9 protein-coding genes are annotated in these 12,464 nt (G+C 65.1%); 7 read left to right on the top strand and 2 right to left on the bottom strand.

From position 1 onward, the window contains the following. Positions 1-10: 10 nt before the first annotated feature. Positions 11-1,618 (bottom strand): L-aspartate oxidase, encoded by a 1,608-nt coding sequence (locus tag X265_RS28235; RefSeq protein WP_128967799.1) that lies wholly within the window; start codon positions 1,616-1,618, stop codon positions 11-13. 7 nt (positions 1,619-1,625) lie between these two features. Further along, positions 1,626-2,729, bottom strand: a complete 1,104-nt coding sequence (nadA, locus tag X265_RS28230; protein WP_128967798.1) for a quinolinate synthase NadA — start codon at positions 2,727-2,729, stop codon at positions 1,626-1,628. Between the two features lie 335 nt (positions 2,730-3,064). Here nadA and X265_RS28225 point away from each other — a divergent pair, with 335 nt between their 5' ends. The 7 genes from X265_RS28225 (at position 3,065) to X265_RS28195 (ending at position 12,462) form a co-directional block, all read left to right on the top strand. Beyond that, positions 3,065-4,318: an MFS transporter gene (locus X265_RS28225; RefSeq protein ID WP_128967797.1), complete on the top strand. Its 1,254-nt coding sequence runs from the start codon at positions 3,065-3,067 to the stop codon at positions 4,316-4,318. Between the two features lie 41 nt (positions 4,319-4,359). Continuing rightward, a complete protein-coding gene (acuI, locus tag X265_RS28220; protein ID WP_128967796.1) occupies positions 4,360-5,346 on the top strand; it encodes an acrylyl-CoA reductase (NADPH) in 987 nt (328 codons plus the stop codon). A gap of 113 nt (positions 5,347-5,459) precedes the next feature. Further along, a complete protein-coding gene (locus X265_RS28215; protein ID WP_128967795.1) occupies positions 5,460-6,062 on the top strand; it encodes a hypothetical protein in 603 nt (200 codons plus the stop codon). 155 nt (positions 6,063-6,217) lie between these two features. Beyond that, a complete protein-coding gene (locus tag X265_RS28210) occupies positions 6,218-6,457 on the top strand; it encodes a DUF6894 family protein (RefSeq protein WP_128967794.1) in 240 nt (79 codons plus the stop codon). 211 nt (positions 6,458-6,668) lie between these two features. Next, the gene (locus X265_RS28205) at positions 6,669-8,405 is read left to right on the top strand and encodes a methyl-accepting chemotaxis protein (protein ID WP_128967793.1); all 1,737 of its coding nucleotides are present in this window, start codon (positions 6,669-6,671) and stop codon (positions 8,403-8,405) included. Between the two features lie 194 nt (positions 8,406-8,599). Next, positions 8,600-10,570 carry a methyl-accepting chemotaxis protein gene (locus X265_RS28200; RefSeq protein ID WP_128967792.1) on the top strand — a complete coding sequence of 657 codons (1,971 nt, stop codon included), beginning with the start codon at positions 8,600-8,602 and terminating at the stop codon, positions 10,568-10,570. 203 nt (positions 10,571-10,773) lie between these two features. Beyond that, on the top strand, positions 10,774-12,462 hold the full coding sequence (locus tag X265_RS28195; RefSeq protein WP_164938831.1) for a methyl-accepting chemotaxis protein: 1,689 nt from the start codon (positions 10,774-10,776) through the stop codon (positions 12,460-12,462). Positions 12,463-12,464: the final 2 nt, after the last annotated feature.

Below are 12,464 nucleotides of genomic sequence, written 5' to 3'. Positions count from 1 at the left end.
GGTCTTTCCTTCAGGCGATCATGGTTTGCGCCACGCGCGGCGTTGGACGCTCGGTGAGGCCGTCCGCGATGTCGTGCGCTTCGGCGAGTGTCGTCATGGTTCGCTGCGTCAGGGCAGGGACCTCCGCAGGATGGTCGGAGCGGAAATGCGCCCCGCGGCTTTCGCGCCGGCTCCAGGCCGCGACAGCAACGAGCAGGGCCGATGTCGCCATGTTGCGGACCGCGATGCTGGTGGCCGTGTGCTCGAGCGCAGCAAAACTGCGGACGGCGTCCGCAAGTCCGTCGCGCTCGCGGATTACGCCGACATTCGCGCTCATTATCGTCCGCAGCCGCTTCACGGCGCCCGCATCTGGCGCGCCGCTACGCGGCGTTATCAGCGCCTCAGGCAGGCGGGTAGGCGAGGGGATCGCCTGACCGGCAATGTCCTCGGCGATCCGTGCGGCATAGACCACGGCCTCAAGCAGCGAGTTCGACGCGAGCCGGTTGGCGCCGTGCGCGCCGGTGGACGACACTTCGCCTGCGGCCCAGAGCCCGTCCATCGAGCTGCGGCCGAGCGCGTCGACTGCGATGCCCCCCATGTGATAGTGCACGGCGGGGGCGATTGGGATGGCCTGCGTCGCCGGATCGATGCCGGCGGCAACGCAGCTCGCATGCACCGTCGGGAATTTGTCGGCGAAGCGCGCGCCCAGTGCCTGCCGTGCATCGAGGAACGCGCCGCGTCCCGATGCGATCTCGGCGAACACGCCGCGAGCCACGATGTCGCGCGGCGCGAGCTCGGCGAGCGGATGGAGCGCCGTCATGAACCGTTCGTCACTGCTGTTGATCAGCGTCGCGCCTTCGCCGCGCAGCGCCTCAGTCGCAAGTGGCGCCGGATCGCGGCCGACCATGATGGCGGTCGGGTGAAACTGCACGAATTCAGGATCGGCGATCACGGCGCCGGCGCGTGCGGCGATCGCAAGGCCTGATCCGTTCGCCTCAGCCGGATTGGTGGTGACGGCGTAGAGATGGCCGATGCCGCCGGTCGCAAGCACGACCGCACGGGCGGCGATCATCACTGGCCTCGCCGCGAAGTTTCCGGCCTCGCGCAATTGCACGCCGGTGACTGCACCGTCCTCGGTCAGCAGCGCCTCGGCCACAAAACCCTCGATCAGACGGATCGACGGCGTGCGGCGCACGGCCTCGCTCAGCGCTGCGATGATCGCAGCGCCGGCGCCATCGCCGCGGACATGGACGATCCGGCGCGCGGAATGCGCGGCTTCCCGCCCCACGGCAAGCCGGCCCTCGAGATCGCGATCGAACGGCACGCCATAGGCGAGCAGATCGTGAATCCGGGGGCTCGCCTCGCGGGCGATTCCGAGCGCGATGGCCTGGTCGACGATGCCGCCGCCGACCGCGATGGTGTCCGCCGCGTGCGCTTCGGGACTGTCGCCTTCAGCCACCGCGGCGGCGATGCCGCCCTGGGCCCATGCGGACGATGCTCCCTGTCCGAGCGGTGCCGCCGAGATCAGCGTCACCGGCCGCGGGGCGAGCTTCAGGGCGCAGAACAGCCCGGCAAGTCCGCCGCCGACGATGACGACGTCGTCGGTGGAGCGGGTGAGGTTGTGGATGTTGTCGGTCATGTTGCCCTCAATTCTTCAGATTGATCATCCGCTCGACCGAGCGCCGCGCCCGCTGCGCAAGCGCCGGATCGATCGTCACCTCTTCACCGAGCGTCAGCAGGCTCTCCAGGATGTTGCTGAGCGTGATGCGCTTCATGTGCGGGCACAGATTGCAGGGACGCAGCATCTCGACGTCGGGCAGCTCGGCGCGGACGTTGTCGGCCATCGAGCATTCCGTGATCATCACCAGGCGCTTCGGCCGACGCTCGCGCACCCAGTTGATCATGTGCGCGGTCGAACCTGTGAAGTCGGCCTCCGCCAACACGTCCGGGGGGCATTCGGGATGCGCGATGATCTGCACCGACGGATCGGCGTCGCGGAAGGCGCGCAGCTCGTCGCCGGTGAAGCGCTCATGGACCTCGCAGGCGCCCTTCCAGGCGATGATCTTCACATTGGTCTTCGAGGCGACATAGGTCGCTAGATAGCGGTCGGGCAGGAAGATCACGCTCGGCGCGCCGAGGCTCTCCACCACCTGCACCGCGTTCGACGAGGTGCAGCAGATGTCGACCTCGGCCTTCACCTCCGCGGAGGTGTTGACGTAGGCAACGACAGGTACGCCGGGAAATCTTTCGCGGAGGAGCCGCACGTCGGCGCCGGTGATGCTGGCGGCGAGCGAGCACCCGGCGCGGCTATCCGGGATCAGCACCGTCTTCTCGGGATTGAGCAGCTTCGACGTCTCCGCCATGAAGTGCACGCCGCATTGGACGATCACATCGGCCTTCACCTTGGTGGCCTCGACGGCGAGCTGGAGCGAATCGCCGCCAATGTCGGCAACGCCGTGAAAGATCTCCGGCGCCTGGTAGTTGTGCGCGAGGATCACCGCGTTGTGCGCACGCTTGAGCTGGTTGATCGCGTGAATCGTCGGCGCCATCAGCGGCCACTCGATGGGCGGAATGACATGCTTGACGCGCGCGTGGATCGGGGCCGTGGCGCGTTCGACCTCGCTGGTCCATTCCAGCGAAGGTCTCGGCAGCGCGGGCGCGGTTCGCGTCGGTATGACCGAGGTGGAGGTGGCTTGGCCCGGTGGTCGATTGGTAAAATCATCTGGGCCGTAAATTGCAGCGATCGGCATCGAAGCCTCCCAAAAGTTATATATGCTCAGTTTGAGTATATATGGGACCTGAGAAATCCGGCCGACGGGCCGGGTGGAATTCAGGACGTCCTAAATATGCTCAATCTGAGTAAATCCGACATAACACGGCTTGTATGGCACCGCTAGGTCCGGCCGCACACATTTCCGTCAAGTCGTATTTTGCACGCTGGACGAGCCGCAATGAAACGCAATGCTTCCGCGGGAGCCCCTCGTGGAACGCAATCATTTTTGGCTTGGGATTTCCATGCAACTGCATTAAATGCTGCCTTGCGGTCGCCGATCTGCGGGCCGCCAACCGACGAATGAGGAACACCATGTCGATTCAAGCGGGCGAGCTCGCTCCTTCCTCACGTTCCTCCAACTGGCGCACGCCGGCCGTGATCATCCTCTGCGGTTGTGCGATCGGCATGCTCGGTTTCGGCCCGCGCTCGGCATTGGGCTTCTTCGTGCAGCCGATGAGCCATGAATTCGCTTGGGGCCGCGATGTGTTCGGCCTCGCCATCGCCGTGCAGAATCTGTTGTGGGGATTGGGCCAGCCACTTGCCGGCGCAGTCGCCGATCGCTTCGGCCTTTATCGCGTGATGTGCGTCGGCGCGCTGCTCTATGCCGGCGGGCTCCTCTTGATGCGCTATTCCGCGACGCCGCTGGCGCTGGATATCGGAGCGGGCGTCATGGTCGGCTTCGGTCTCGCCGGCTGCTCGTTCAATCTGGTACTGTCGGCGTTCACGAAACTCCTGCCGGCCGAGAAGCGCGGACTTGCGCTCGGCGCCGGCACTGCGGCGGGCTCGCTCGGCCAGTTTCTGTTCGCGCCCATTGGCGTGGCACTGATCGACAATTTCGGCTGGCAGCAGGCGCTCAGCGTGTTCGGCTTCCTCATGCTGCTGATCATCCCGCTGGCGCTGGCGATCTCGACGCCGCCGGTTGCAAGCAGCGCCAGCACCGCGCCCGCGGACGAGCAGACCATCACCAAGGCGCTCGCCGAAGCTTTCGGCCATCGCTCCTACGTGCTCTTGGTGCTCGGCTTCTTCACCTGCGGATTCCAGCTCGCCTTCATCACCGTGCATCTGCCGGCCTTCCTGGTCGACCGCGGCATCTCGGCGCAAACCGGCGGCTGGGTGATCGCGGCGATCGGCCTGTTCAACATCATGGGATCGCTGAGCGTCGGCTATCTCCAGAATAGCTTGCCGAAGCGCTACATCCTGTCGGCGATCTATTTCACCCGTGCGCTCACGACGCTCGCCTTCATCTCGTTCCCGATCACCCCGTTCTCTGCGATCGCGTTCGGCGCAGTTTCCGGCCTGACCTGGCTGTCGACGGTGCCGCCGACCTCGTCGCTGGTGGCGCTGATGTTCGGCACGCGCTGGCTTGCAACGCTCTATGGCTTTGCCTTCGTCAGCCATCAGGTCGGCGGCTTCCTCGGTGTTTGGTTAGGGGGCATCGTGTTCGAGAAGTTTGGTTCTTACACGCCGATCTGGTGGCTCTCGATCCTGTTCGGCGTGCTCTCCGCGCTGATCAATTTACCGATCGTGGAGAAGCCGGTCGCACGAGCGGTTGCGCAGCCTGCCTGATCGGCTAAACATCCCGGTCAAACAGTCAGGGAGTTCAGGCCGTGGCCACATTCAAGGCAATCCGGATCGACAAGGCCGATAAGGGCACCACCACGCAGCTCACGCAGTTCGACGAAGCCGAACTGATGGAGGGCGACGTCACGGTCCGCGTGGAATGGTCGACGCTGAACTACAAGGACGGCCTCGCGCTGACCGGCAAGGCGCCCGTGGTGCGGCGCTCCCCGATGATCGCCGGCATCGATTTCGCCGGGACCGTCGAAGCCTCCTCCCATCCGCAATGGAAAGCGGGCGACAAGGTGGTCTGCACCGGCTGGGGCATGGGCGAGACCCATCTCGGCGCCTATGCCGAGAAGGCGCGCGTCAAGGGCGACTGGCTGGTCGCCTTGCCCCAGGGCCTCTCGGCGCGCGACGCCATGGCGATCGGCACCGCCGGCTTCACCGCCATGCTCTCTGTGCTGGCGCTGGAAAAGCACGGCGTTTCGCCCAAGAGCGGCCCCGTCGTCGTGACCGGCGCCGCCGGCGGCGTCGGCTCGGTCGCGACGGCCGTGCTGTCGAAGCTCGGCTATCACGTCATCGCCTCGACCGGCCGCGCCTCGGAGGCCGATTACCTGAAAAGCTTGGGCGCTGCCGAGGTGATCGACCGCAATGAATTGTCGGCGCCGGCGAAACCACTGGCCAAGGAGCGCTGGGCAGGCGGCGTCGACAGCGTCGGCTCGACCACGCTCGCGAATCTGTTGTCGATGACCAAATACGGCGGCGCCATTGCAGCCTGCGGTCTCGCCGCCGGCATGGACCTGCCGTCTTCTGTCGCACCTTTCATTTTGCGTGGGGTGTGCCTTCTCGGCATCGATTCCGTGATGTGTCCGATTGAGCCGCGAAAAGCCGCCTGGCAGCGCCTCGCCTCCGACCTCGATCGAACGAAACTAGCTGAAATCACTAAGGAAATCCCACTCGACCAAGTTCCGGAATGGGGCGCCAAAATCCTGGCCGGGCAGGTCCGCGGTCGGATCGTGGTAAAAATTGTCTAACGGCGTTCAGACTTTACCAACCAAGCTGCTTCAATGTCGCCATGGTTAGTATGGTAAGCAGCGGGTAAAGAGATAAGGCATCGCCCGCTGCGGGGGTTAGTTCGGAGTTGAGCATGCTTGCGCGTATTGTGTTGGGGGCTGTCACGGCGGCCGTGACGTTTGCGCCGGCCGTCGCCTTGGCCGGGGGCATGAATGCGGACGAGGCGCGCCGCTTCGTGGCCGGCAAGGTGTTCGCCTTCACCTGCTTCGACGGCACCCGCGGCGCAGGCCGCATCCTCGATGATCTCGGCGCCGCCGGCGCGGTGCAGTTTTCGGGCTCGGGCCCGGTGCGCCATATTCGGCTCCCCGGCAACACGCTCCAGATCCGCGGCCAGAACGTCTGCGCCTCGATCAAGGGCATTCCGTTCGAGCCTTGCTTCAACCTGGAAAAGACCGACGATCGCAGCTTCCGCGGCTCCGTCTCGGGCATGGGCTTCGCCTATTGCGACTTCCATCACCAGGGTGGCAACCAGATGCTGATGGCACGCGCCGTCGCGCGGCCGCGCTCGCTGCGCAGCTCGGAGCATACCGGTTCGATCACTGCATCCAGCACTGAAATCGCCGCGCGGGTCGAGACGCCGCGGGTCGAGAGCAGCCGGATCGAGCCGGTGAAGTCCGAGCCCAAGACGGAGTCGAAGAACGACGCTCCGCTGGAGCTGCGCCGCTCGACCGAGTGACATCCTGCGCGAAGCCACCGCGCGCCTTTGACGGAATGCACCGCTGGTGAAGCCGCCACGCCGTAGTCATACGGCCCGCGGTTTTCATGCGTTGGTAGCGACTGGCGCCCCAGCCTGCGCGATGGCCGGGAGCGGCCCTACGAACGGGTTCAACGATGTCGCTGTATTTCTTTCGCATCAGCACCGGCCGCTACTCTGGTGCCGCCGACCAGCCGTACGAGTTCGAGGATCGGGCTGCGGCCTGGACCGAGATGACCGAAGTCTGCGCCAATCTGCTCGGCAGCATTTCGCGCAATCTGAAGCCGAATGCGAAGTGGAGCATGGAGCTGCTCGACGAGAACAAGGAGCCGGTGTTTCGCATCAGCCTGGTCGGCGAGGCCGCGGATGTAAAATGACCGCGCGCCGACTTCAGGCTGAAATTTACAACTATGACGACAGCATTTGCTTTCGACTTCAATTATTTAGCGTAAAAAATCAGTATTTCTGCGAGGGATCTCGTTAACCAAATTGGAATGTGAAACGCTCAGCTTTTGGGCAAGGGCGAGATCAACGCCAGGGGCGGCCGACAAAGACCCGTCTGCATATTCCTTCCGGGGAAACACGCCCATGTTGAGACTTGTTCAGAATCTGAGGATTGGGACCAAACTGGCGATCGCGTCGGCGCTGGGCATCCTTCTGGTCCTCTGCATCATCGCAAGTCAACACATCGGCAACGGCAATGTTCGAGCGGCCAACGAGGCCGCAGTCGCGCAGCTGCAGCTGGCGCGCGAGGCGGTGGAAGCCAAGCTGGCGGCGCGCAGCATGCAGCTCGCCGTCCGCGACATCCGGCTCGCGGGCAACGCTGCCGACCTGCAGAAGGCCGGCGGTGCTCTCGTCGAGCGCTCCGATGCCTTGACCAAACTTGCCGAAGCGATGCTGAAGCAGTCACATGCGGCGGAAAACCGGACGCGGATGGAAAAGCTCAAGACCCTGGCCGCCGACTATCTCAAGGCGGCCCGGGAGGTCGCAGCGATGCGCGGCGAGGCTTTCGAGGCGACGGGGCCCGAGGCAGCTACGAAGGCAGCGCAGCTGATCGAGGAAGCCGCGCGTCTCACCCGCGAAGGGACGCTGCCGATTGCCGCGCAAATGGACGAGGTTGCCGGCCAGATCGCCGACTTCGCCACGCGCAAGAGTGAAGCCGAGATCGCCGCTTCCGTGCAGGAGATGACGTCGAGCGAGCAGATCGGGATGGTGGTCGGTGCACTTGCCATGCTCGTCCTCGTCGGCTCCTGGCTGATGTCGTTCCTGAGCATCGCGCGTCCCATTCGCGCTCTCACTGTAGCCATGGACAGGCTCGCCGGCGGGGACTTCTCCGTGGTGCTGCCCGGGCTCGGTCGTAAGGACGAGGTCGGGGGCGTGGCGGCGGCCGTCGAGAAGTTCAAGCTCGTGTCTGAACAGAAAGCGCGGGAGGAGGCGGAGGCCAAGATCAGGCAGGATCAGGTTGCCGCGGCTCAGCGTCGGGCCGAAATGCACAAGCTCGCCGACGGTTTCGAAGCAGCAATCGGCGAGATCGTCGACACCGTGTCATCGGCCGCGACCGAACTCGAAGCCTCGGCATCGACGCTCACGTCGACTGCGGAACGCGGTCAGGAGCTCACGAGCGTCGTTGCTGCCGCCTCCGAGGAGGCGTCCACCAACGTGCAGTCCGTGGCATCGGCGACGGAAGAGCTGTCGTCCTCGATTACGGAGATCAGCCGCCAGGTGCAGGAATCAGCGCGCGTCGCCAGCGAGGCGGTCGGCCAGGCCCGCACCACCACCGAGCGCGTCAGCGAGTTGTCCAAGGCGGCAACGCGCATCGGCGATGTCGTCGAGCTGATCAACACGATCGCCGGTCAGACCAATCTGCTGGCGCTCAACGCCACGATCGAGGCAGCGCGCGCCGGGGAGGCCGGCAAGGGCTTTGCGGTCGTCGCTTCCGAGGTCAAGGCGCTCGCCGAGCAGACGGCGAAGGCGACCGGCGAGATCGGCCAGCAGATCTCCGGCATCCAGGCGGCGACGCAGGAATCGGTCGGCGCCATCAAGGACATCAGCGCGACTATCGAGAAACTGTCGGAGATCTCCTCCACCATTGCTGCTGCCGTGGAAGAGCAGGGCGCGGCGACTCAGGAAATCTCCCGGAACGTTCAGCAGGCAGCCGCAGGCACCCACCAGGTGTCGGCAAACATCACCGATGTGCAGCGCGGCGCGAGCGAGACCGGCTCGGCGTCGTCGCAGGTGTTGTCCGCCGCGCAGATGCTCTCCGGTGACAGCAACCGCCTCAAGCTCGAGGTCGGCAAGTTTCTCGGTACCGTGCGCGCGGCCTGACGGCGCCGTCATTCCGCATATCCGATCTTCAATCGCCGCGTGCAAGCACGCAGCGCTTGCGCGCGTCGGTATGTCGGCGCAGCGGCCGTGCAGGCAGGGTTAACCTTCCGGAAAAGCGACGCAGGCATGATGTCCGCAATATTCCGGTGCTGAGTCGCCCGTCGCGTATTGCCTTCGTCCTTTGGAGCACATTCATGAGCGGCCTTTCCATTCGTCTCACCCACAAGGTCATGGCGATCGGATTATTCGGATTGCTGGGCCTCGTGGCGTTCGGCGCAATCTTTGAGATCGGCAGCCTTTCCCAGGATGCGTCCCGCGATGCCGCCAGCCGCGCCCGCGCGATTGCCGATCTCAACAAGCAGCTCTCGATCGAGATGCTGGAGGCCCGCCGCGACGAGAAGAATTTTCAGCAGCGCCGCAACGAGAGCTATGCCAAGGCGCATGCCGAGCTGATCGGCCCGATCGAACGTGATTTCGATGAGATCGAGCGGCTGATGTCCGCCGGCGGCATGGGTGCCTTGGCCGAGACGATGAAGCAGGCCCAGCAGGGTTTCAAGCGTTACGCGGCGGATTTCAATTCACTGGTGGCTGCCGAAACCAGGCTCGGATTGAACGAGACGCTCGGCCTGTCGGGCTCGCTCCGCGTCGCGGTGCATGACATCGAAGCGAAGCTGAAGCAGGTCGACGATCCCAGGTCGACGAGCTGGATGCTGATGATGCGCCGGCACGAAAAGGACTTCATGCTGCGGCGCGACCCCAAATATCTTGCCGAGCTGAAGAAGGCCGCGGGTGAATTCTCCAATGCGATCGAACTCGTCGCAGTCCCGACCGCGGTAATGAACGACATTACTGCCAAGCTCCAGAAATACCAGGCCGAGTTCGCAGCCTGGGCCGAGACCGCGCAGCAAAGCGCAGCTCTCGATGCCGCCATGATGAAAACCTTTCGCGAGATAGAGCCTGTCATGACCGAGGTGCGGAGCGCGGTCGAAGCCACGTACAGGCAGGCGGACGCTGCAGAAGCCGCCACCCGCGACGCCGTCAGGTTCTGGATGGTGATCGCCTTCGGCATCACCATCGTCGTTCTTGCCGCGGTCGGCTTCCTGCTCGGACGCTCGATTTCCAAGGCGTTGTCCGGCATGGTTGATGCGATGGCGCGGCTCGCGCGCGGCGAACTCTCGATTGCGGTTCCCGGCGTCGGTCGCAAGGACGAGATCGGCGAGATGGCCGCCGCGGTCGAGGTGTTCAGGACCAACATGATGGAGGCCGAGCGGCTGCGCGCCGAACAGGCCGAAGCGGATGCGCGGGCGCGCGAGCAGCGCCGGGCGGACATGAAGCGGCTCGCCGATGGATTCGAAGGCGCGGTTGGCGAGATCATCGAGACCGTGTCGTCGGCGGCTACCGAGCTTGAAGCCTCATCCAACACGCTTACGCAGGCCGCCGAGCGTGGCAACGGACTTGCGACTGCCGTGGCGGCGGCCTCGGAGGAGGCTTCCGCGAACGTGCGGTCAGTCTCGTCCGCGAGCGAGGAAATGACCTCCTCGATCTCCGAGATCAGCCGCCAGGTTCAGGAATCGGCGCGCGTCGCCGATGTCGCGGTCGGGCAGGCCCAACGCACCAATGCACGCGTCGCGGAGCTGACCAAGGCCGCCTCCCGCATCGGCGATGTGGTCGAGTTGATCAATACCATCGCTGCCCAGACCAACCTGCTGGCGCTCAACGCGACCATCGAGGCCGCGCGGGCCGGCGAAGCCGGCAAGGGTTTTGCGGTCGTCGCGACCGAGGTGAAGGCGCTCGCCGAGCAGACCGCCAAAGCCACCGGCGAGATCAGCCAGCACATCGGTGCGATCCAGACCGCGACGGAGGACTCGGTCGGCGCGATCAAGGAGATCGGCGATACCATCGCGCGAATGTCGGAGGTTTCCTCGGTCATCGCCGCCGCGGTCGAGGAGCAGGGGGCAGCGACGCAGGAGATCTCCCGCAACATCCAGCATGCCGCGCAGGGCACCTCGGACGTGTCCGCGAATATCGGCGAGGTCCAGCGCGGCGCAAGCGAAACCGGGGCTGCTTCGGCGCAGGTGCATTCGGCGGCGCAATCGCTGTCGCAGGAGAGCACCCGGCTGAAGAGTGAGGTCGCACGTTTCCTGGATTCGGTGCGGGCGGCCTGACGAGATCACCGTTCCCGTCGAATGTTGGGAACCGACCCATGGTTTGGCGTAGGTTCCTGTTAACGCCTGTTTGCGATTATGTGCCCAATCTTACGAGATAAGAACCAGCCAGCATTGTTGGAATGAATCCCACCCACCGTCCGACGCGATGGTCGCGGTGCGGATGACTTGCGCGTTGCCGGATACCATCGGGATTTGTCGTGATGTCGAAATTGTCGATCGTCTTCAAGCTGCTGACCGTGCTGTCGGTCCTCGTGCTCTCGCTCGCCGGCGTCGGCGTGGTGGCGATCGGCACCATGCAGAACATCAATTCCCATACCGTGGAGATCGCCGAGAGCTGGTTGCCGAGCGTGCGTGCGCTCGGCTCGATGCGCGCAGATATCAACGAACTGCGCGTCGCGCTGCGTCTGCATCTGATGCAGGACACCGCCGAGGGCAAAGAAGCGGCCGAGAAGCGTCTGGCTTCGCTGCAGGCGCGAATCGACCAGACCCGCAAGGTCTACGAGCCGCTGATCACCTCCGCCGAGGAGCGTTCGCTCTACGGGCAGTGGAGCAAGGCGTGGGCGGAATATCTGAACGGTGTACAGGACGTGATGGCGCTGTCGCGCAAGAGTCCCGGCAAGTTCCCGGCGGACGCCAACGAGATGTTGCAGACCAAGGTCGCGAAGATGGCCCAGGCGGCCGACCCGCTGCTGCAGAAGGGCATCGAGCTGAACAACCACGGCGCCGAGCTGGAAACGAAGCAGGCCGCTGACAGCTACGCTACCATCTTCCGCGTGCTGGTCGGCATCATCGTCGCTTCGGTCGCGCTGGCGATCGGCGCCGCCTATTATCTCGTGCGCGACGTCTCCAGCGGCATTGCGTCCATCATCAAGCCGATGCAGTCGCTCGGCGAGGGCGACCTCACGGCCGAGGTGCCGCATCGTGGCGAGCGGACCGAGATCGGCTCGATGGCGGATGCGCTCCAGATCTTCAAGGAGGCGTTGATCGCCAAGAAGGCTGCCGACGAGGCCGCCGCAGCCGACGCCGAAGCCAAGATCGAACGCGGCCGCCGCGTCGACGCCATTACCCGCAAGTTCGAAACCATGATCGGCGAGGTTGTCGGGACGGTGTCGTCGGCCTCGACCGAGCTCGAGGCCTCGGCGTCGACGCTGACCAACACGGCCCGGCGCGGACAGGAGCTGGCGACCGTCGTGGCCGCGGCTTCGGAGGAGGCGTCCACCAACGTGCAGGCGGTGGCATCCGCTTCGGAGGAACTGTCGTCCTCGATCACCGAGATCAGCCGCCGCGTGCAGGACTCCGCGCGGATGGCTGCGGAGGCCGTGGAACAGGCCACGCGGACCAACGCGCGAGTCAACGAGCTGTCGCAGGCGGCCGCCCGCATCGGCGACGTGGTCGAACTCATCAATACGATCGCTGGCCAGACCAATCTGCTGGCGCTGAACGCCACCATCGAGGCGGCGCGCGCGGGCGAAGCCGGCCGCGGCTTTGCCGTCGTTGCCTCCGAGGTCAAGGCGCTGGCCGAACAGACCGCCAAGGCAACCGGGGAGATCGGGGCGCAGGTCTCGGGTATCCAGGCCGCAACGCAGGAATCCGTCAGCGCCATCCAGGAGATCGGCGGCACGATCGAGCGCCTGTCCGAGGTGTCGGCGGCGATTGCCGCCGCGGTCGAGGAGCAGGGCGCGGCGACGCAGGAGATCTCGCGCAACGTTCAGCAGGCCTCGGTCGGCACCCAAGAGGTCTCCACGAACATCACCGATGTGCAGCGCGGCGCGATCGAGACCGGCGAGGCCTCGGTCGAGGTGCTCTCGGCGGCGAAATCGCTGGCGTCCGACAGCACGCGTCTCAAGGTCGAGGTCGCGCAGTTCCTGGAGTCGGTCCGCGCGGCCTGATC

Source organism: Bradyrhizobium guangdongense (assembly GCF_004114975.1).
GTDB classification, from domain to species: Bacteria; Pseudomonadota; Alphaproteobacteria; order Rhizobiales; family Xanthobacteraceae; genus Bradyrhizobium; species Bradyrhizobium guangdongense.
This window is presented reverse-complemented; position numbering and strand designations above follow the sequence as displayed.